The sequence below is a fragment of the Methylobacterium sp. WL69 genome (assembly GCF_008039485.1).
Lineage (GTDB): Bacteria > Pseudomonadota > Alphaproteobacteria > Rhizobiales > Beijerinckiaceae > Methylobacterium.
This window is the reverse complement of record NZ_VRUZ01000026.1, coordinates 26117-47238: the sequence shown is the minus strand read 5'-3', so window position 1 is coordinate 47238 and position 21122 is coordinate 26117. Positions and strand designations below refer to the sequence as shown.

The 21122-nt window shown below is 67.9% G+C and carries 17 protein-coding genes and 4 pseudogenes; 13 read left to right on the top strand and 8 right to left on the bottom strand.

Annotated elements, in window-relative coordinates:
- Window positions 1-49: 49 nt before the first annotated feature.
- From FV218_RS09930 to FV218_RS09915, 4 genes and pseudogenes are all read right to left on the bottom strand, one after another.
- On the bottom strand, window positions 50-391 hold the full coding sequence (locus tag FV218_RS09930; protein ID WP_246685061.1) for an alpha/beta fold hydrolase: 342 nt from the start codon (window positions 389-391) through the stop codon (window positions 50-52).
- Window positions 392-443: 52 nt separating this feature from the next.
- Window positions 444-1526, bottom strand: coding sequence for a catalase family protein (locus FV218_RS09925; RefSeq protein ID WP_147709598.1), 1083 nt, complete (start codon window positions 1524-1526; stop codon window positions 444-446).
- Between the two features lie 109 nt (window positions 1527-1635).
- The gene (locus FV218_RS09920; protein ID WP_246685060.1) at window positions 1636-2379 is read right to left on the bottom strand and encodes an SDR family oxidoreductase; all 744 of its coding nucleotides are present in this window, start codon (window positions 2377-2379) and stop codon (window positions 1636-1638) included.
- Between the two features lie 79 nt (window positions 2380-2458).
- A pseudogene (locus FV218_RS09915) lies at window positions 2459-2644 on the bottom strand (DJ-1/PfpI family protein); the annotation flags it as partial.
- Between FV218_RS09915 and FV218_RS09910 the strand changes: the two are divergent.
- Window positions 2642-2808 (top strand): annotated as a pseudogene (locus FV218_RS09910) (IS3 family transposase); the annotation flags it as partial. The pseudogenes FV218_RS09915 and FV218_RS09910 overlap by 3 nt on opposite strands.
- Before the next feature lie 3 nt (window positions 2809-2811).
- Here FV218_RS09910 and FV218_RS09905 read toward each other — a convergent pair.
- Window positions 2812-3264: pseudogene (locus tag FV218_RS09905) on the bottom strand (NmrA family NAD(P)-binding protein); the annotation flags it as partial.
- Window positions 3265-3532: 268 nt separating this feature from the next.
- On the opposite strand from FV218_RS09905, the gene FV218_RS09900 reads away from it, so the two are divergent.
- Window positions 3533-3913: a hypothetical protein gene (locus FV218_RS09900; RefSeq protein WP_147709597.1), complete on the top strand. Its 381-nt coding sequence runs from the start codon at window positions 3533-3535 to the stop codon at window positions 3911-3913.
- Between the two features lie 62 nt (window positions 3914-3975).
- Window positions 3976-4623: a methyltransferase domain-containing protein gene (locus FV218_RS09895; RefSeq protein WP_147709596.1), complete on the top strand. Its 648-nt coding sequence runs from the start codon at window positions 3976-3978 to the stop codon at window positions 4621-4623.
- Between the two features lie 60 nt (window positions 4624-4683).
- Here FV218_RS09895 and dinB read toward each other — a convergent pair whose 3' ends face one another.
- Window positions 4684-5790: a DNA polymerase IV gene (gene dinB / locus FV218_RS09890; RefSeq protein ID WP_147709595.1), complete on the bottom strand. Its 1107-nt coding sequence runs from the start codon at window positions 5788-5790 to the stop codon at window positions 4684-4686.
- Window positions 5791-5925: 135 nt separating this feature from the next.
- Here dinB and FV218_RS09885 point away from each other — a divergent pair.
- From FV218_RS09885 to FV218_RS09840, 10 genes and pseudogenes are all read left to right on the top strand, one after another.
- Window positions 5926-6170 (top strand): annotated as a pseudogene (locus FV218_RS09885) (hypothetical protein).
- 18 nt (window positions 6171-6188) lie between these two features.
- Window positions 6189-8573, top strand: a complete 2385-nt coding sequence (locus FV218_RS09880; RefSeq protein WP_147709602.1) for a DNA topoisomerase — start codon at window positions 6189-6191, stop codon at window positions 8571-8573.
- Between the two features lie 896 nt (window positions 8574-9469).
- Window positions 9470-9559 carry a K(+)-transporting ATPase subunit F gene (locus FV218_RS09875; RefSeq protein ID WP_036267122.1) on the top strand — a complete coding sequence of 30 codons (90 nt, stop codon included), beginning with the start codon at window positions 9470-9472 and terminating at the stop codon, window positions 9557-9559.
- A 26-nt stretch (window positions 9560-9585) separates the two neighbouring features.
- Window positions 9586-11301: a potassium-transporting ATPase subunit KdpA gene (gene kdpA, locus FV218_RS09870; protein ID WP_147709594.1), complete on the top strand. Its 1716-nt coding sequence runs from the start codon at window positions 9586-9588 to the stop codon at window positions 11299-11301.
- Window positions 11302-11523 (top strand): hypothetical protein, encoded by a 222-nt coding sequence (locus tag FV218_RS09865; protein WP_187273017.1) that lies wholly within the window; start codon window positions 11302-11304, stop codon window positions 11521-11523. It begins immediately after the preceding gene.
- Window positions 11524-11585: 62 nt separating this feature from the next.
- On the top strand, window positions 11586-13679 hold the full coding sequence (gene kdpB / locus FV218_RS09860; protein WP_147709592.1) for a potassium-transporting ATPase subunit KdpB: 2094 nt from the start codon (window positions 11586-11588) through the stop codon (window positions 13677-13679).
- Between the two features lie 34 nt (window positions 13680-13713).
- On the top strand, window positions 13714-14319 hold the full coding sequence (locus FV218_RS09855) for a K(+)-transporting ATPase subunit C (RefSeq protein ID WP_147709591.1): 606 nt from the start codon (window positions 13714-13716) through the stop codon (window positions 14317-14319).
- 9 nt (window positions 14320-14328) lie between these two features.
- Window positions 14329-17064, top strand: coding sequence for a sensor histidine kinase KdpD (locus FV218_RS09850; RefSeq protein WP_147709590.1), 2736 nt, complete (start codon window positions 14329-14331; stop codon window positions 17062-17064).
- The gene (locus tag FV218_RS09845; protein ID WP_147709589.1) at window positions 17061-17756 is read left to right on the top strand and encodes a response regulator transcription factor; all 696 of its coding nucleotides are present in this window, start codon (window positions 17061-17063) and stop codon (window positions 17754-17756) included. The genes FV218_RS09850 and FV218_RS09845 overlap by 4 nt, the downstream gene beginning before the upstream one ends.
- A 94-nt stretch (window positions 17757-17850) precedes the next feature.
- Window positions 17851-18345 (top strand): PTS sugar transporter subunit IIA, encoded by a 495-nt coding sequence (locus FV218_RS09840; RefSeq protein WP_246685059.1) that lies wholly within the window; start codon window positions 17851-17853, stop codon window positions 18343-18345.
- Window positions 18346-18859: 514 nt separating this feature from the next.
- Here the strand turns inward: FV218_RS09840 and FV218_RS09835 are convergent.
- Both FV218_RS09835 and FV218_RS09830 read right to left on the bottom strand, forming a co-directional pair.
- Entirely contained in the window at window positions 18860-20266 is a 1407-nt protein-coding gene (locus FV218_RS09835; RefSeq protein ID WP_147709600.1) for an amidase family protein, read from the bottom strand.
- Window positions 20267-20360: 94 nt separating this feature from the next.
- Entirely contained in the window at window positions 20361-21062 is a 702-nt protein-coding gene (locus FV218_RS09830) for a cyclase family protein (protein WP_147709588.1), read from the bottom strand.
- Between the last annotated feature and the right edge of the window lie 60 nt (window positions 21063-21122).

Genomic DNA, 21122 nt, shown 5'->3' with positions numbered 1-21122 from the left:
AGCGCCAGACCCTGATGGATCGCCGCTTGCGCCACCACGCGCAGGCCGCCTAACCTCTCACCCCAGATGGACCAGAGCCTCCGCTCCTGAACACCGCTGAATGTCCCAAATCATCTGACGACGGACACATCAGGTCGATGGCATCGTAGGCGAGGATGCCGGAGTTGCCGGTGCGCGGCGTGTCAGCCGAACGAAAGCGGGTACCGCCGAACCCCCTCAGCTCCGGCGTCACCGTTCGGAAGCCCGCCTCGTTCAGATGGCCGGCCACGGTCGCCCAGGTCGTGGCATCGTCCGGCCAGCCATGGAGCAGCAGGACGGTCGGTCCGTCCGCCGGCCCCGCCACGTGGACGTTCACATCCAGAAGTGTGGTTTTAACCTGTTGCTCGCTCACGCGAAGCCTCCTCTGGCTGGGCTATACTCACCCGGCGTCCGAAACGCCGGTCCTAGGCCGGGATCCGGTCGATGCTCGCGGTATCCTCCTCCGCCACGCCGTTCTCGCGATGGCGGAAGGCGCTCAGGGCTTGGTAGACCTGGAGCCGGGCGCGCATCACGGAGCCGAGCGGCCGATGCGTCGCGAGACTGTGGGCGGGACGGAAGGTCATGACCTCGTCGAAGTAGCGGACGCGGTCCGGTGCGTAGGCATCCTGGCGCGGCAGGCGCAGAGTCGCGACGGTGCGGTAAGGGCTGATCGAGACTGGCCAGTCGACCGAGGCGTCCTCGATGGGCTGCCTCTCGGCATCGGCCCAGAGCTGGGCCTTCAACTCGAACACCACCTCGTTCTGCCGGAAGAAGGCGACCGTGGCGTGGCGGAAGCCGTCCTCGTCCTGGTGCGGGTCGAGGCGCCACTCGGACAGCGCGCGCTGGCTTTCCGTCGACGGCACGGCCCCGAGCTTGGCGACGTAATCGCCGTAGCGGACCGGCGCCTGGCTGAAGTAGCTGTCGGCCAGGGGATGGCTGTAGGGATGGCCGAAGAAGTCGGCGAGCGCGCTCTCCGTGCCGAAGGCGTGCAGGGCACGATTGAGGGTGCGCATGGTCGACGAGACCGCGCTCTTGATTCCTTCCGGCAGCCCGGTCGACTTGCCGATGACGGTGCCGTCGCGCAGGAACCCGGCCGCCGTGCCCGAGGGGAAGGTGGTCCCGGTCGCAAGCACGAAGTCCTGGGTGTCGACGGCGTGGCCGGGCAGCTTCTCGCCGGGGACGTCGAACACCTTGATGGACATGCCGCGGTGGGTCGAGACGCGGTCGCCGAGGGTCTCGCCCGGGCCCTGTGCGAAACGGACCGCCACGGGGTGGGTGCCGGGAGTGGCGAAGAGCCCTTGTGCCAGTTCGGGCGGCAGGCCGGCGGCGATGATCAGATCGCCGGTGACGCAGGCCGAACTCTTGGCGTGGCTGGCGCGCACGGCATGGTGCTCGCGGGCCTCGACCGTCTCGGATTGCTGCGTCATCCCCTTGATGATGCCGTCGATCGTCTCCTGCTCGCCCTCGGCAGGCTTCTCGATGTCGGGGGCGTATCGAACATAGGTCATGGTCACCTCGCTGGGTGTGAGGATGGAAGTGGCCCGAGTCGATGGATCGTCGGCCGGTGCTCGGCGCGATCCCGCTCCGGTGGGATGGGGATCGCGACGCGGAAGGCCATCAACTCAGCTTCGGCTGACCGTTTGACGCCGACAGCCCACCATCGACCGGCAGGTTCACGCCGGTGACGAAGTGGGCGTCCTCGCTCGCCAGGAAGGCGATGACGCCGGAGATGTCGTCGGGCTTCGCCCCACGCCCCATCGGGATGCGCTCCTCGAACTTGGCGACGAGTTCGGGCTGGTCCTGCATGCCGGCCGTGAACGGCGTGTAGACCAGCGACGGGTTGACCGCGTTCACCCGGACCCCGTTCCGCGCCTCGTCGAGCGCGACCGCACGGGTGAAGTTCGTCACCGCACCCTTGGCCGCGCAGTAGAAGCTGTGGTTCCAGTCCCCGCCCAAACCCGAAACGGACGACACGTTGACGATGGACCCTCGACTCTCCCGGAGATGGGGTAGCGCGAAGCGCGTCATGTAGAAGACGCCGTAGAGGTCGGTCTCGATGATCGTCGAGAAATCGGCAATGTCGCCCTCGTCGACACGGCCCAGATGGTCCTTGCCGGCATTGTTAACGAGGACGTCGAGGCGCCCGAACCGTTTGATAGCCTGCGCGACGACGTCCTGGCATCGGTCCGCGTTGGACAGGTCAGCGACCACAGTGAGGGTGTCGGCCGCCTCGATGCCGCCGGCCACCTTGTTCAGTCCCTCTGCGTTCTTGTCGGCGAGGACGAGCGTCGCGCCCTCCCGCCCGAACCGCCGCGCGGCGGCCTCGCCGATGCCGGATGCGGCGCCGGTGACCAGCACCACCTTGTTGATAAAGCGTCCCATGATGTCTCCTGGATGGGGCGCGGCCCGCCGGCGGGCCGCGCAGGAATGCGTGACCCCCTCAGACGCTGCGGGCCTGGTCGGGATGGCGGCCCTCGGCGAACTCCTCGACGATCTTGGCGCAGAAGGCGGGCAGGTCCTTCGGGTTGCGGCTGGTCACGAGTCCCTTGTCCGTGACGACCTCCTCGTCGACCCAGGTGCCACCGGCGTTCCGGATGTCGGTCTGCAGCGTCGGGAATGAGGTGAGGATACCCGGCTCCGAAAAGCAATCGCCGATCTCACCCTCGACAAGCTGATCCTGCAGGAGGCGTCCCGGGGAAACTTCTGAGCCCTGCGCGCCGACGCGCCTGTGTCGAGCACATCATGCTGGCAATGAACGTCTCCGAGCGCCGCGCCTGTCGGGCGCTCGGTCACGCGCGCGACGCCATCGACGAGCGCGGCTCCCGCGATGGCGGCGACGAACTCGAAGAACTGGGTGGCGCGGACAAGCGTCCAGGGCACGCCCGCCGAGGCGATCAGTTCCTCCTGGGCGAGCTTGGCGCGGAAGTAGCCGCTGTCGAGCAGGAGCTCGGTGCCGACCACCGAGAGCGCGACGTGGCGGGAGACGCCGGCCTCTTTCTCTGCCTCGGCGAGGTTTCGTCCGGCACGGACGAAGAAGTCCATGGCCGCGTCGTCAGCGAACGATGGCGAGTTGGCGACGTCGACCACCACGCTGGCGCCCTTCAACGCTTCCGCGAGCCCCTCGCCGGTAACGGCGTTGACGCCGGTGTTCGGCGAGGCCGCAAGGACCTCGTGGCCGGCGGCCTTCAGGGTGGTGACGACCTGCGAGCCGATCAGCCCCGTGCCGCCGATGACGACGATTTTCATGTGACGCTCCGTCCTGTGTCCGGTCCCGTTGGGGACGTTCGAAACCAAGACGAGAGCGGTCCCACCCGGTGTGACATCACCTCTGATGAAACTGATCCGGGCGGGGCCCAGACGCCCATCGGTCAGGGAAAATCCGTTCCGCCATATCCTATCCGCACCTGAATCCTCGTCATGCAGTGAGCATCGCGAGGAACGACGATCATGACGCCCTCCATCGAGAGGCTGATGCGGGACCGAACCCGCACCTCCCTGGGCGAGGGAAAAGCGGTTGAAGCCTCCCCGTCCGCTCCGATGGCAGTTCCTGACCCTCTTCGTCGGCCTGCTGGTCCCGACCTTGCTGTTCGTCGGTGTCCTGCTCTGGTACTTCGCCGCCTCTGAACGCACGCGGGTCGAACAGGACGTGCAGACCGAAGCCCACGGCTTGTCCGTAGCGTTCGACCGCGAGATCCATGGGGTCCTCACGACGCTTCAGGCGCTCGCGACCTCACCGAGCCTCGCGGCTCACGATTTGCCGGCCTTCCCACCCTTCTCAGACGTTCAGGGTGGGTGCCGAGCGTCAGATTTCCACCATTGCCTACCAGCGGGCGCGACGATCACCCCCAGCACAAAGCCGAAGATCGTGACCAAGATACTGGGATCACGCGGCTGATAAGGTCGCACTCGACGCGCGGACTTCATGTCGGGCCGTGAGGCTGGCAAGCGGAAACGAATATGACGGATCTTCCCAGATTGCCCCCCGAAGCCTTCGCCAAACAGGATCGAACCCCAGACGCCCTGTTCTATGCGCAGCCGCGCTTGGTCACGCACATCGACGACGCGGCCATCAACGCCGTGACCGACCTGTACCGCACGCTGCTGCCGCCCGGTGGCCGCATCCTCGACCTGATGTCGAGTTGGGTCAGCCACCTGCCTGCGGAGGTCGCGTACGGGGCTGTGATTGGCCATGGCCTCAACGCTCAGGAGCTCACCGCTAACGCACGCCTGACGCAGCACTTCGTACAGGACCTCAACGCCGACCCCATCCTGCCCCTCAATGACACCAGCATCGATGCCGCCCTGATCTGCGTCGGGGTGCAGTACCTTCAAAATCCCGTCGCCGTCCTGCGCCAGGTCGCACGTGTGCTGGTGCCGGGCGCGCCCGTGATCATCACCTTCTCAAACCGCTGCTTCCCCACGAAGGCGGTGGCCATTTGGCAAGCCTTGGGCGGAGACGATCACGCGCGGCTGATCGCGCTGTACCTGCAGCACGCTGGGTTCTCGGCCATTGAGGCCAGGGTGCTACTGCCGGAAGGTGGCCCAACTGATCCGCTGCGGGCGGTGATCGGACGAACCTCGACGCTGATCGCGGACGCACAGTAGCGCAGGCGGGCGGGCGGGGGGTGGCCTAGGCCATAGCACGGCTGTCTCACGCCGCCTCAGCTACAGGGCAAAGCCAAGCTGACGTGGCTCTTCCGCCGCGCCATGTTGGAGGCCGGACAGCGACACCCCGATCAGCCGCACGCTGCGGCGTAGGGGAAACACATCGCGCAGCAGGCCAAGGCTGATGTGAGCGAGGGATTCGCGGCTCGCCACCGGGAGGCTGAGGGAGCGGGCCCGGGTGATCTGCTCGAAGTCCGAGAACTTCACCTTCAGGGTGACGGTGCGGCCGGTGACGCCCTTGCTCGCGCAGACCGTCCAGACCTTGTCGAGGATCGGCTGCAGCCGCTCGACGAGGACGGCGAACTCCGTCGTGTCCTCGGAGAAGGTGTTCTCCGCCCCCACCGACTTGCGGATGCGGTGCGCCCGGACGGCTCGGTGATCGATACCGCGGGCGACGCCGTGGTAGTAGCTGCTCGAACTGCCGAAGATGGCCTGAAGCTCGGCAAGCGACCGCGCCCGGAGGTCGCCACCGGTGAGGATGCCGAGGCGCTTCATCTTGGCCTCCGTCACGGGCCCGACACCGTGGAAGCGTCCGATGGGCAGGGCTTCGACGAAGCCAGGGCCCATGGCCGGGGTGATGACGAACAAGGCATCGGGCTTCCTGTAGTCCGACGCGACCTTCGCCAGGAACTTGTTGTAGGAGACCCCCGCCGAGGCCACGAGGCCGGTGCGGGCCAGGATCTCCGCCCGAATGGCCCGGGCGACCTCTGTGGCGGTCGCCAGCCCCTGGAGGTTCTCGGTGACGTCGAGGTAGGCCTCGTCGAGGGACACCGGCTCGATGATCGGGGTGTGCTCGGCGAACACCGCCTGTATCTCGGCGGAGATCGCCTTGTAGACCTCGAAGCGGGGCTTGACGAAGACGAGGTCGGGGCAGAGCCGACGCGCCGTGACCGAGGGCATCGCCGAGCGCACGCCGAACACCCGCGCCTCGTAGCTCGCCGCCGCGACGACGCCGCGCTCGCGCGATCCGCCGACCGCCAGGGGGCGCCCGCGCAGGGCCGGGTCATCGCGCTGCTCGACGGAGGCGTAGAACGCATCCATGTCGATGTGGATGATCTTCCGAGCGGGCGCGGCGGGTTCGGTCGTAGGTGCTGTATCGTCCGGCATTCCCGTTCCTGCAACACCGTGCGGCGGGCTGCGTACCGATACACCGCCTTGCCCTTTTCCACCGGCTGCCTTCTTATAGAACATAACGCGAACTGGGGCGTTTTCGAAAGCTGCGGCGAAGGGGATTTGCAGATCATGGCTCGCTACCGCTTCCATGCAACCAACGGCTACGCCTTCGTCCTCGATGCCGTCGGCAGGGATGTCCGTCGCCCCGAACGCCTGACGCGTCGGGCTGTGGAGGTCGCCGAAAGCGTCATGGACGAACTGACGGCCAAGAGGACTGGTCGGAGTGGAGCGTCACCGTGCACGATCTGAGCGGTCGTCGTGTGTTGGTTCAGCCCTTCGTATCGCGGGCCGGTGGCGCCTCTCAGGCGGCTTGAGACCGGCGCGCGTTGGCCATGCCCGCCCCGAGCACCGGTCGCACGCTTTTCTTCTTCGAGAAGCCGTCGGCAATGCGCCAGCTTCAGCGGTTCTTCCGTTCGCCCAACACCGTGTGCGTTGCTGCTGAAGGGCACCTGCTCACTGCCGAGGAGCCGGGAAGCATCCGGCCCGAGTGGAAGCCCTGGCGGTTCGACGCGCTGCCCATCGTGCTCGATACCATTCCGGTCAGTTGCGGCCAGAACCGCTCGGGGCAGTCGCACGCACCGAAACTCGCGGCGATCCGTCAGGCGCTTCAGGGTGTCGAGCGCGTCATCATCGCCACCGATCCCGGCCGCGAGGGTTCGATGATCGCCTGGGAGGTGCTGGAGCACCTCGGCTGGCGCGGGCGTGTGGACCGACTGAAGCTCGGTGCCCTCGACGAGGTCTCGATCCGGCGTGCCTTCGCATCCCTGGCGAAGGAGCCCGCGTCGGGTGATCAGGACTATGCGGCCTACCTGGAGGCGCTCTGTCGGCAGTACGAGGATTATCTCCTTGGGCTGAATGGCACCCGGGCGATCACCCTGCGGTTGCGACCGCCCGCCTTTCGCGAGCCCTGGCGTTTCGGCGGCGTACAGACTCCGACCCTCGCCATCCTGGCCAATCTCGAGGACCGCATTCGCGCCTTCGTGCCGCAGGACTTTTTCAAAGTCGCGCTTCACCTCATCACCGAGACCGGCGCGGCCTTGACCCTATGGCACGCCCCGAAAGAACGCATTCTCGATCCGAAGGTCGCCGAGGCGATCCGGCAGGCGGCGGCAACGTGGTCGGGTCCACTGACGGTCGAGCAGAAGGACGTGCGGCGCTCCCCACCGCGCCTGTTCTCGAAGGACACGCTGGCGCGGCGATGTGCCAAGCGATTCGGCTGGGATCCGCAACGCACGGCCGCGCTGGCGCAAGAGCTCTACGACCAAGGCTACCTCAGCTACCCGCGTACCGAATCCGAGCACCTGCCCGAGGGCCAGACCGGCGATGCGGCTGCCATCGTGGCCGCCGTCGCGGGTGTGTTGCCCGAAGTTTCGCGCCTCTTCCCAGGGAGCTTCCGGCCGGTGATCCGCCGGGGTACCAAGGGGCACTACGTCAAGGATCCGGGCGAGCATCACGCCATCGTCCCTCTCCGCAAGGTGCCGGCCCGCGAGCGCCTATCGGTCGAACAGTTCCGCCTCTACGAACTCGTCGCCAAGGCTTACCTTGCCGCGCACCTGCCCGACGGTATCGATGCCCGCACCGGCATCTCGGCGGATGTCTCGACGTCCATCGGCGCGAAGCATTTCTCGGTGAGTGGCAGCGTCGTGCGCGATGCCGGTTGGCGGGCCATCTACGGTGGCGAGGCCGATGCCGAGGTCGATGTCGTACCGGGCAAGGTATGGCGCGATCAGGAAGTCCCGCTCGTCCGCTTACCCTCTGTGCGGGACGGTGAGGCTGCATCGGCAACCGCTACCGAGATCACCACGTCCGTGACAGAACCGCCCCGGCGCATCACGCGCGGCGAACTGCCCGTGGTCATGGGGCGTCTCATCGATCAGGTCGAGGATCCCGACGCGAAGCGAGCCTTGGAGAACCCGGTCAACCCGAACGAGCCGAAGGGGCTCGGAACGGCTGCGACCCGCGACGCGATCCTGCCCAAGCTTCTAAAGAGCCACTACATCGCGCTTGGCACCGGCAAGGATCCGGCCATCGAGGTGACGGGCGTCGGGCTCGCCTTCATCACGGCCGTGAGGCAGGTGTTTCCCACGTACGGCGATCCGGTCGGCCGGGCCCTGTTCGAAGCGGATCTGGCCGAGATCGGGCAGGCTCCCAACCGGGCTGAGGCCCAACGTCGTGCTGGCGCTTTCCAAGAGCGGACCCGCACCCGTTTGGACGACCTGATCAGGGCGATATCGAAAGCCAACGTGATCGAACTCGATCCGAGTCTGACCCCTCCCAAGGGCGGTGATGACCGGCCGCCGACCCCCGCCATGGTGTCGTTCGCCGTCTCCCTGGCCAAGCGATCAGGGATGAGATTACCACGCGGGTGCAAAACCAGCATGAGCGTATGCCGAGCCTTCCTCGATACCCAAGCGGGGTCACGGACAGCGCAGGAAGAGAATGGAAGTGAGCCGAATACCTCTCGGGCTCCAAGCGAGGCCATGGTTCGCTATGCTCGAAGCTTGGCTGAGCAGCAGGGCAAAGCCTGCCCACCTGAGGTCGAGGCCAACTTCGACGCCTGCCGCCGTTTCCTTGATGCGGGTACTCCGGTGATCCGACATCCGACGGGGAAATCACAGCGAACGAAGCGGACGGGCAAGCCCCCGACAGATGCACCAGCCCGACGCGAAACCGGAGCGATCAAACGGAAACCCAGCACCCGTCGTCGAATTCCGTAGGGGCCGCTCGCAAATGGAATGGTGCCAACAAACGGCCCTTGGCCACCGTATGGAATTCGACCGCACCTGATTCGAGTTAGCTTGGTGGAAGGGCGTGATTTTAATCCGTCCCCGCCAGCGCGGATGAGTACGTCACTGGGCGATAAGCTTCCAGGGCCGCCCAGTAATCACTATCGACCCAACCTCGTCATTAGACGTTCGACTGCTCCGTTTTAAAAGCGGACATTCCTTGCCGCTAACGTTCATGCGGACACTTGGCGGAATCTGTCGCTCGGCCGACGGCATAAAATCTTTATGCCGAAGTCTCCCGCTCCCCTCGAACCCTTATGCCGATTCGAGGATCGACGCAGGCCGCCCCAAGAGGGTTCATGGCGCTCGACTCCTTCGATGAACCTTATCCGCTGGGGACCGGCCCCGGCCGATAGGCCCGGTGCCATATGTCGATCCTCACACCCGTCCGGCCTGCAGCCTCCGCGCTTCCGGTGCCTGGGATGCGGGACCCTCTTCCATGGCTATCACCTCGGAAGCCATGGCGTCGTTCAGGGCGACCGTTCGACGTGGCAGACGGATTGCCGCGGGCCGCCCAGGCAGGCTGCCCCCTCGGGTGCACCGAGTTCCGTCTCACCCTGCGCCAGGCCATGCCCGCGAACTGAACGACCCCCGTTCCAGGGCCGGGCAGCGATCCTCATGCGATCCTTATAAGATCGTCCTCGCTTCCGTCTCGAACCCTAATGCGGTTCGCGTCCACATTGGACCCGGGCGAGACCGGTCATGCATCGGCCCCCGAACCGAAACGGACCGACCATGCTCGACATCGTCTACATCGCGACGGGGCTCGCCTTCTTCGCCTTGGCCGCCGGCTACGCCGTCCTCTGCGAACGCCTCTGAGGCCCGCCATGACCCTCGACCTGACGCTTGGCGCCCTCGTGACCCTGGGGCTGCTCGGATACCTCACCTACGCCCTCGTCCGCCCCGAGCGGTTCTGAAGGAACGGCTCCCAGGAAGACTTGCCATGACAATCAACGGCTGGATCCAGATCGCGTTGTTCTGCGCGGTCGTGCTCGCGCTCGCCCGACCGCTCGGCGGCTACATGACCCGTGTCTTCACGGGTGAACGAACCTTCCTCTCGCCCGTGCTTGCACCCGTCGAGCGCGGGCTCTACCGCGTCGCCGGCATCAACGCCGCCCAGGAGCAGCACTGGCTGGCCTACGCCCTGTCCATGCTGGCCTTCCACGTCCTCGGCTTCCTCGCCCTGTACGCGCTGCTGCGTGTCCAGGCGGTGCTGCCGCTCAACCCGGACGGGCAGTCGGCGGTCGCGCCGGACCTCGCGTTCAACACCGCGACGAGTTTCGTCACCAACACGAACTGGCAGTCCTACGGCGGCGAGACGACGATGTCGTACCTCACGCAGATGCTGGGGCTGACCCACCAGAACTTCCTGTCCGCCGCCACCGGCATCGCGCTGGCCGTAGCCCTGGTGCGGGGCTTCTCGCGGGCTTCGGCCGACACGGTGGGCTCGTTCTGGGTCGATCTCACCCGCACGACCCTCTACGTGCTGCTGCCGCTCTGCATGGCGCTGACGCTGTTCTACGTCTGGCAGGGCATTCCCCAGACGCTCGGCGGCGCCGTCGAGGTGACGACCCTGGAAGGCGCCAAGCAGACCCTCGCGGTCGGCCCGGTCGCGAGCCAAGTCGCGATCAAGATGCTCGGCACCAACGGCGGCGGCTTCTTCAACGTCAACGCCGCGCACCCGTTCGAGAACCCGACCGCGCTCTCGAACTTCGTCCAGATCGTCTCGATCTTCGCCATCGGCGCGGCGATGACCAACGTCTTCGGTCGCATGGTGGGCGACGAGCGCCAGGGCTGGGCGATCCTGTCCGCCATGGGCGTGCTGTTCCTCGCCGGCACGGCGGTGGTCTACTGGGCCGAGAGCGCCGGAAGTCCCGTCCTGAACGCGTTCGGTCTCACCGGCGGCAACATGGAGGGCAAGGAAGTCCGGTTCGGAATTCTCGCCTCGGCCTTGTTCGCGGCCGTCACCACGGCGGCGTCCTGCGGCGCGGTCAATGCCATGCACGACAGCTTTACGGCGCTGGGCGGCATGATCCCGATGATCAACATGCAACTCGGCGAGATCATCGTCGGCGGCGTCGGCGCCGGCCTCTACGGCATCCTGGTCTTCGTCATCGTCACGATCTTCGTCGCCGGCCTCATGGTCGGGCGCAGCCCGGAATACCTCGGCAAGAAGATCGAGGGCCGCGAGGTGAAGATGGCGATGCTCGCCATCCTGTGCCTGCCCCTGATGATGCTCGGCTTCACGGCGCTCGCCACCGTGGTCGCGGCTGGCCTCGCGGGTCCGGCCAATGCCGGCCCGCACGGCTTCTCGGAGATCCTCTACGCCTTCACGTCGGCGGCGGCGAACAACGGCTCAGCCTTCGGCGGGCTCACGGCCAACACGGCCTTCTACAACACCACCCTCGGCCTCGGCATGCTGTTCGGGCGGTTCTTCGTCATCGTGCCGGCGCTCGCCATCGCCGGGTCGCTCGCGGCCAAGAAGACCGTGCCGGCCTCGGCCGGGACCTTCCCGACCCATGGCGGCCTGTTCGTCGGGCTGCTGGTGGGCGTGATCCTCATCGTCGGCGGCCTGACCTTCTTCCCGGCCCTGGCCCTCGGTCCCATCGTCGAGCACCTCGCCGGCGGCCTCGGTCAGACCTTCGCGGCGGGGGGCTGAGTGCGGCACCCATCGCAGCACCACCGCGCGCCGATGCGCCCCGCCGCCCGCCGCGCCCTAGCCCTGCACCGGCCTCGGCCCCGAACGGTCAGCCGGGGCCACCCGGAGCGCGGCGATCTCCGGGCCTCGGACGTCGTCCTCGCGCTCCTCGGCCTGACCCTGCTCGGCGCCCTCTGCCTGGTGATCGCCGTCGATCTGCTCGGCCGCGCCCTGGCCGCCTGACCCTTCGGCACGGCGCGGATTTGCGCCAGCTTCCAGACGTCCCTCATGCCCGGACACCCGCCATGGCTCGCCCCAACTCCATCCGCCTGTTCAGCGCCGCCCTCGTCGGGCCGGCCCTGATCGGCGCCCTGACCAAGCTCGACCCGCGAAAGATGATCAAAAACCCGGTCATGTTCGTGGTCGAGGTCGTCGCTGCGCTGACCACCGTCCTGTTCATCCGTGACGTCGCGACCGGCGGCGCCAACCTCGCCTTCTCCGGCCAGATCATCCTCTGGCTCTGGTTCACCGTGCTGTTCGCCAACTTCGCCGAAGCCATCGCCGAGGGACGCGGCAAGGCCCAGGCCGACAGCCTGCGCCGCACCCGCACCGAGACCATGGCCAAGCGCCTCACCGGCACGGGCCGCGATTACGAGACCGTGCCGGGCAACGACCTCAAGGTCGGCGACGTGGTCCTGGTCGAGGCCGGCGACATCATCCCATCGGATGGAGAGGTCATCCTCGGCGTCGCCTCGGTCAACGAGGCGGCCATCACCGGCGAATCCGCCCCCGTGATCCGCGAGTCGGGCGGCGACCGCTCGGCGGTGACCGGCGGTACCCAGGTCCTGTCGGATGAGATCCGCGTCCGCATCACGGCGGCGGCCGGCTCGACCTTCGTCGACCGCATGATCGCCCTGGTGGAGGGCGCCTCGCGGCAGAAGACCCCGAACGAGATCGCGCTGAACATCCTGCTCGCAGGCCTCACCATCATCTTCGTCTTCGCCGTCGCATCGATCCCGAGTTTCGCCTCCTACGCCGGCGGGTCGATCCCGCTCATCGTCCTCGTCGCCCTGTTCGTGACCCTGATCCCCACCACCATCGGCGCGCTCCTCTCCGCCATCGGCATCGCCGGCATGGACCGGTTGGTGCGCTTCAACGTGCTCGCCATGTCGGGCCGCGCAGTGGAAGCGGCTGGCGACGTCGATACTCTGCTCCTCGACAAGACCGGCACGATCACCCTCGGCAACCGCCAGGCCACCGAGTTCCGCCCGGTGCGCGGCGTCTCCGAGCAGGACCTCGCCGACGCGGCCCAGCTGGCGTCCCTGGCCGACGAGACCCCCGAGGGCCGCTCCATCGTGGTGCTGGCCAAGGAGAAGTACGGCATCCGCGCCCGCGACATGGGACACCTGAACGCCACCTTCGTGCCCTTCACCGCCCAGACCCGGATGAGCGGCGTCGATCTCGACGGATCGTCGATCCGTAAGGGCGCGGTCGATTCGATCATCGCGTCGGTGAGCCGGCCGCCGATGGCGACGCGCGGGTCGAACGCGGCCCTGGCCTACAGCCCGGGTGTCGCCGCCGAGACCGTGCGCGAGATCCAGGCCATCGCCGAGGACATCGCCCGAGCCGGCGGCACCCCGCTGGCGGTCTCCCGCGACGGGCAGTTGCTCGGTGTGGTCTACCTCAAGGACATCGTGAAGGGCGGCATCCGCGAGCGCTTCGCCGAGCTGCGCCGGATGGGCATCCGCACCGTCATGATCACCGGCGACAACCCCATGACCGCGGCCGCCATCGCGGCGGAGGCCGGCGTCGACGACTTCCTCGCCCAGGCGACCCCGGAGGACAAGCTTGCCCTCATCCGCAAGGAGCAGGCTGAAGGAAAGCTCGTCGCCATGTGCGGCGACGGCACCAACGACGCCCCGGCGCTGGCCCAGGCCGATGTCGGCGTGGCCATGAACACCGGCACGGTGGCGGCGCGCGAGGCCGGAAACATGGTCGACCTCGACAGCGACCCGACCAAGCTCATCGAGATCGTCGGCATCGGCAAGCAGCTGCTGATGACCCGTGGCGCCCTGACCACCTTCTCCATCGCCAACGACGTCGCCAAATACTTTGCCATCATCCCGGCGATGTTCCTGGTGCTCTACCCGCAGCTCGAGGCGCTCAACATCATGGGTCTCGCCTCGCCCGAGAGCGCGATCCTCTCGGCCATCATCTTCAACGCGCTCATCATCGTCGTGCTGATCCCGCTGGCGCTGAAGGGCGTGTCCTACCGCGCCGTCGGGGCGGGCGCCCTCCTGCGCCGAAACCTCCTGATCTACGGCCTGGGCGGCATCCTCGTGCCCTTCGTCGGCATCAAGGCCATCGATCTCGCCGTCACCGCCCTGCACCTCGTCTGAGCCGCCGCCGCACGCCACCTTCGGGACCATCGTCATGTCGAACCAGCTTCGCCCCGCCCTCGTCCTGCTGATCGCCTTGACGGCGCTCACGGGGCTCGCCTATCCCCTCGCGATGACGGGCATCGCGGGGGCGATCTTCCCGGGCAAGGCCGCCGGCAGCCTCATCGAGCGCGACGGCAAGGTCGTCGGCTCCAGCCTGATCGGGCAGTCCTTCACCAGCGACCGCTACTTCCAGGGCCGCCCCTCGGCGACGAGCGCCGCCGACCCAGCCGACGCCACCAAGACGGTGCCGGAGCCCTACAACGCGGCGAACTCGTCGGGCTCGAACCTCGGCCCGACCAGCGCCGCGCTCGCCGAGCGGGTGAAGGCGGATGTTGCGGCGCGCCAAGCCGAAAACCCAGGCCGGCCCGTCCCGGTGGACCTCGTCACCACGAGCGGCTCGGGTCTCGACCCGGATGTCTCGCCCGAAGCCGCCCTGTTTCAGGTTCCTCGCGTCGCTAAGGCACGTAACCTCTCGGAGGATCAGGTGCGCATCCTCGTCGACTCTCAGGTCCAGGATCGCCTGCTCGGCCTCCTCGGCGAGCCGCGGGTGAACGTGCTCGCCCTTAACCTCGCCCTGGACAACCTCGGTTCCAAGTAACATCGCCGGATGAGCATCCTGACCACGACGACCCCGCGCCACGATCCCGACCGTCCCTCGCCCGACGCGCTGCTCCAGGCGGCACGGCGCGAGGAAGGCGGTCGCGGGCGTCTCAAGATCTTCCTCGGGGCGGCCCCGGGAGTCGGCAAGACCTACGAGATGCTCACCGTCGGCCGCGCCCGGCTCAAGGGCGGCATCGACGTGGTCGTCGGCGTGGTGGAGACGCACGGGCGCGCCGAGACCGAGGCCCTGGTCGAGGGCTTCGAGGTCGTGGGCCGCCGTCCGGTCGCGTATCACGGCGCGGCGCTCGACGAGATGGACCTCGACGCGATCCTGGCCCGCCAGCCGGCGCTCGCCCTCGTGGACGAGCTCGCCCACACCAACGCGCCCGGATCGCGCCACCCCAAGCGCTACCAGGACGTCGAAGAACTCCTCGATGCCGGCATCGACGTCTACACCACCCTCAACATCCAGCACGTCGAGAGCCTGAACGATGTGGTCGCCCAGATCACACGCATCCGGGTGCGCGAGACCGTGCCCGACGGCATCCTGGACCGGGCCGACGACATCGAGGTGGTCGACCTCAACCCGGACGACCTGATCCAGCGCCTGCGCGACGGCAAGGTCTACGTGAAGGGCAACGCCGAGCGGGCCCTCAAGCACTACTTTTCGCGGGGCAACCTGACGGCCCTGCGAGAGCTCGCCCTACGAAGGACCGCCGACCGCGTCGATGACGAACTCCTCAGCCACATGCGGGCCAACGCCATCGCGGGCCCCTGGGGTGCCGGCGAGCGAGTGCTGGTCTGCATCAGCGAGGACCCGCACTCGGCCGGCCTCGTTCGCCATGCCAAGCGCCTCGCTGACCGGCTGCACGCACCGTGGACCGCCATCACGGTCGAAGGGCCCCGCAGCCTGTCCCTCGACGAGGCCGCCCGCGACCGCATCGCCGATACCCTGCGCCTCGCCGACAGGCTGGGGGGAGACGCCGTGACCTTGCCGGGCAGCCGCCGTGTCGCAGACGATATCCTAGCCTTCGCCCGCTCGACCAACGTCAACCACATCATCCTCGGCAAGGCCGACCGGTCCGCGCTGTTCGAGCTCCTCAACGGCTCGGTGGTGCACGACCTCGTCCGACGCTCGGGCAACATCAGCATCCACGTCATCACCGGAGAGGCGACCAAGGCCGATCCGGTCCCGGCGAAGACGGTCGCCACCGCGCCGGCCAAGCCGGCCTTCGAGATCCTACCTTATCTCGTCGGGACCCTCGCCACGGTCGCGGCCCTCGGGCTCGCCCTCGTGGTCGAGCCGTATCTCGGCGTGGAGAACGCCGATCTGATCCTCCTCAGCGCCATCGTCGCGGTCGCGGTGCGCTCCGGGCTGGGACCTTCGCTCCTCGCCGTGGTCATCGGCTCGCTGTCCTACGACTTCTTCTTCCTGCCCCCGGTCTACACCTTCACCATCACCGACCCGACCAACGTCGCCGCCTTCGTGCTGTTCACGGTGGTGGCCTTCGTCGTCTCGAACCTCGCCGCGCGGTCGCGCCAGGAGGCCCTGGTCTCGCATGGCCGCGCCCGTGCCACGGAGCGGCTCTACGGTTTCAGCCGCAAGCTCGCGGGATGCGCGACCCTCGACGACGTGCTGTGGGCGACCTCCGCCCAGATCGCCGCCATGCTGAGGGTTCGGGTCGTCCTGCTGCTGCCTGAGAACGGTGCGGTCTCGGTCCGGGCCGGCTTCCCGCCCGAGGACACCCTCGACGCGGCCGATCTCGGGGCCGCGACCTGGGCCTTCGACAACGAGCGCCCGGCGGGCCGCGGCGCCGACACCCTGCCGGGGGCCAAGCGCCTGTTCCTGCCGATGCGCACGGGCCGCGGCATCGTCGGGGTCATCGGCCTCGACACCGACGGCACAGGGTCGATCCTCTCGCCCGAGAGCCGGCGTCTGTTCGACGCCCTCGCCGACATGGCGGCGCTCGCCATCGAGCGCGTCCGCCTGGTGGAGGACCTCGACCGGGCCGAACGCGCCGCCGAGACCGACCGCCTGCGCCAGGCCCTGCTGACCTCGATCTCGCACGACCTGCGCACCCCGCTGTCCTCGGTTCTGGGGGCGGCCACGACCCTGCGCGACCTTGACGAGGCGCTGCCGCACGACGCCAAACGGGACCTTCTCGCCACGATCATCGAGGAGTCCGAGCGGCTGAACCGATTCATCGTCAACCTCCTCGACATGACCCGCCTGGAGGCGGGGGCCGTGGCCGCGAGCCTCACCCCGCAGGACGTCGGCGAGAGCGTCGACACCGCCCTGCGCCGCCTCGGGCCGATCCTGGCCGGCCACCCGGTGCATCTGGATCTCCCGACCACCCTGCCGGCCCTGCGCCTCGATCCGGTCCTGTTCGAGCAGGTGCTGGTCAATCTCCTCGACAACGCCGCCAAGTATGCCCCCGAGGGCTCCACCGTCACCGTGAGGGGCGTGGCCGAGCGAGGCCTTGTCCGCCTCCAGATCCTCGACGAGGGCGATGGCCTGCCCGAGGCCGACGTCGAGCGGGTGTTCGACAAGTTCTACCGCGTCCGCAAATCCGACAGCGTCCGGGCCGGGACCGGCCTCGGCCTCGCCATCGCCCGCGGGTTCGTCGAGGCCATGGGCGGCACGCTGACGGCGGGCAACCGCCGCGACCGCCTCGGCGCCGTCTTCACCATCCTCCTGCCCATCCCCCCGGCGGGACACGTTCACTCGGATCTGGCGGCATGAGCATCAGCATCCTCGTCATCGACGACGAGCCGCCGATCCGGAAGCTCCTGCGCATGGGCCTGGCGACCCAGGGCTACGAGACCTTCGAGGCGCCCAACGGACGGACCGCCCTCGACGTCCTGTCCCGTGAGACGGTCGACCTCGTCATCCTCGACCTCGGCCTGCCGGACATGCGCGGGCACGACCTGCTGCGCCTCATCCGCAAGGATTTTCCCGATTTGCCGGTGGTGGTCCTGTCCAGCCGCGACGACGAGGCCGGCAAGGTCGAGGCCCTCGACCTCGGCGCCGACGACTACGTGACCAAGCCCTTCGGCATGGGCGAGCTCCTGGCCCGCATCCGGGCGGCCCTGCGCCATCAGTTGGCCGTCCAGGGCGAGCGCGCCGTGTTCGAGGTCGACGGTCTCAGCGTCGATCTGGTGCGCCGCCTCGTCAAGGTCCGGGGCGCCGGAGTGAAGCTCACGCCACGCGAATACGATTTCCTGCGTGTCCTCATCCAGCATGCCGGCAAGGCCCTGACCCACGCCCAGCTCATGAGCGCGGTCTCGACCTCGTCGGACCCGCAATACCTGAGGGTCTACATGCGCCAGCTTCGCCTCAAGCTGGAGGCGGACCCCGAGCGTCCGCGCATCCTGCTCACCGAGACCGGCGTGGGCTACCGGCTGCGGGCCCCGGACGACGAAGCTCACGCTTGAACTCCCCGCCATCGCCTCAGGGCAAGGTCGACCGACATTCCTCGAATCCCCACCCCGAGGGACCGATGAACGCCCTGCCGGATCCCGACCGCCCGTGACCGAGCCGCACCGAATGGCAATCGACGAATTCCCGTCGCCCGACCATGTCGCCGTCGGTGTTCGCGTCAGTGGCAAGGCCGCGCTCCTGGACGACCTCGCACGTCGGGCCGCCCGGGCGCTCGACCACGATGCCGCCCCGGTGCGATCAGCCCTGGAAAAGCGGGAGGGACTCGGTTCGACCGGGGTTGGGAACGGCATCGCCTTGCCGCACGCCCGGCTGGAGACCGTCCGGCGTCCCTTCGGGGGCCTGGTTCGCCTTCGCGATCCCGTCGAATTCGATGCCATCGACGAGCGTCCGGTCGACCTCGTCTTCCTCCTGTTGCTCCCGATGGAGGCGCAAGGCTCCCAGCTCAACGCCCTGGCCTGCGTCGCCCGCCGAATGCGCGATCCCAAGGCCGCTGCGGCGATGCGAGGAGCCCGCGATGCCGATGCGCTCCTCTGGATCATGTGTGGCATCCCGGCGGCGCGGCTACGAGCTCCCTGCTGGTGATTTGACGATACTGGATGGCGAGCACCCGGACTGTGCGGGATGGGCGGCAACCGAACCTGGGTCTTTCACCTCGAAGCGGACGTTCCGCATCCGACCCATGCCAGCCATCCGCACCGCCCTCGGAGATTCTCCAAAGCGGCCGTTCCTCAGCTCTCCGCCGAATTCGGCTCGGAGTGGGAAGCGGACCACGACCCGTTGTACGGGTGTAGACGTTCCGCATCTGACCCAACTCAGGATACAGATGATCAATGTGGCTTACCAAAAATGGTCATTGGTCGGCCGCCGTTCAGCGTTGGCTCGAAATGGGAAACTGACAAGATGCACTAACGCTGCTGACACCAAGGTGCCAACAGTTTCGCTATCAAGGTGGGCACGGAACAACCGGTGGAAGTCGATCGGCTCCATTGCATCAATCCTTGAGGCGTTCGGCGGAGAAAACTGCAGTGCGCACGCAAAACTGCGGGACATTCCGCAGGGAGGCGGCTCCCTGATCGGGGATACCGACACGGCTTAATCAGACGACCGGCTGCTTGAGGTTGTAGCCCCGGGGCTTGGTACGCTCGATCGCCGCCGCCGCCCGGACCACGTCCATCTCACCGAGGCTGCGGCCGACGATCTGGAGACCCACCGGCATTCCATCCGCGTCCAGGCCCGCACAGACCGAGGCGGCCGGCTGTCCCGTGAGATTGAACGGATAAGTATAGAACACCCAGGTGACGAGGCTGCGGTCCGACAACCGCGCCGGCAGATCGCATCCGGCTGCGAGCGACGAGACCGGCACGGTCGGCGAGATCAGCACGTCGTAGCGGTCGAAGAAGCGAACCATAGCATCGCGAAGCGCGTAGCGCCGGAACACGCTCTCGTAATAGGCCCGCATCTCCTGCGCGAGGGCGGCATCGAGCACGTCCGCGACGGCCGGGTCGAGGAGATCGCGCTGCGTCTCCAGGACGCCGCGCAGGCGCGTGCCGACGCCGGCATAGAACTCAGCCGTCCAAAGATCGCCAGGATCGCCGTCGAACACGGTCTCCACCTCCTCGACGACGGCGCCTTGGTCGGCCAGCGCCATCGCGGCAGCGCGGGCGATCTCGACCACGTTCCGGTCCGGCCGGGCGTAGCCGAGCGTCGGGCTCCAGGCGACGCGCAGGCCGGCGACGGAAGACTGGACCGCTCCGAGGAGATCCGGAACCGGGCCGGCGACGGAGAACGGGTCCCGTGGGTCGTGGCCAGCCACGGCCGTGGTGAGCAGCGCCGCATCCCCGACGGACCGGGCCAGCGCGCCGACATGGGCGAGCGTCGGGGTTGCGGAGGTCGGCCAGACGGGGACGCGTCCGAACTGCGCCTTGAGACCCACGAGACCCGTGAGCGCGGCGGGGATCCGAAGCGAGCCCCCACCGTCGGTGCCGAGCGCGAATGGGGTGATGCCGGCCGCGACCGACGCCGCGGCCCCGGCGCTCGATCCGCCGGGGGTTTTGGCGAGATCCCAGGGGTGACGGGTGATCCCGGTCAGGGGCGAGTCCCCAACCGGCTTGCAGCCGAACTCGCTGGTCGTGGTCTTGCCGATGATGACGGCCCCGTGCCGCCTCAGGCGCTCCACCGAAGGGGCATCGACGGCGGCGACGTTGCCTGCCATCGCCCGGGAGCCCGAGGCGAAGGGTTGGCCCGCGATGGCGATCAGGTCCTTCACCGACACCGGCAGGCCGTGCAGCAGGCCGAGCGCCCCCCCCTGCATCACCGCCGCCTCCGCCTGCCGGGCGGCGGCGCGGGCTTCCTCCGGCATCAGCACGAAGAAGGCGTTCAGGCTGGACTGGGTGGCCTCGGCCCGGCTCAGAGCCCGCTCGGTCAGCTCGACCGGTGAGACCTGCCGGGTCGCCACGAGGCGCCGCAGGTCCAGCGCGCTCTTGAAGTCGAAATCGCTCATCACGATTCTCCGGTCGAGGTAGCTTCGGAACGGCGCCTCGGTTCGAAAACCGATGCCGGGGCCGAAGCCCACGAAATTCGTGGCTCCGGCGGCGGGATCAGGCGTCGAGGATCGCGAAGGCCCGCACCGGCGAGCCGGAGCCGCCCTTGAACTTCAGCGGAACCCCGAAGAACTGCACCACGCCCTGTCCGACGAGTTCCTCGAGGTTCACGAGCCATTCCCAATGGCTCATGCCGAGTTCGCGACAGAGCCGGTGCTGAGCGAAAACGTCGTCGCTCGGCTTGTCCGTCGAGGGACCCTCGACGCCGTGCATCTGTGAGCCGCGCGCGTGAAGCCATCGCGTGGCGTCCGCCGTCAGCAGCGGGTTCTTACAGACGGAATCCAGGCTCGGGTAGTTGCGCGCGTGGAAACCGGTGCAGAGCAGCACGATGTGACCGTCGACCCTGACGCCGCATCGTTCCTCGGCCGCCTCCATGTCGGCCACCGTGATGTCGCCGAGATCCGGGATGTGGCGCAGGTCGAAGCACACCGCCTTGCCCATGAACATTTCGAGCGGCATCTCGTCCACCGCCGCACCGTTCGGGTTCACGTGGCGAAACGCGTCCACATGGGTGCCGACGTGGTCGAGCATCGCGATGAAGTTGGTCTGGAACGTCATCGCGTCGCCGGGGACGCCGAGGTTGAGCGCCTTCGAGCTCTCATGGCTCATATGTGTCGTGATGACCGGCCGCTGAAACAGTTTATGAGCCGGCATGTTGTCCTCGATCAGAAGGCTCAGGTCGACGACGCGTTGGGGCATGGCTTGTCCTCCGATTGGGACGTGGGGGATCGTTCGCGCTCCGATGCGGACCGGAGCGCG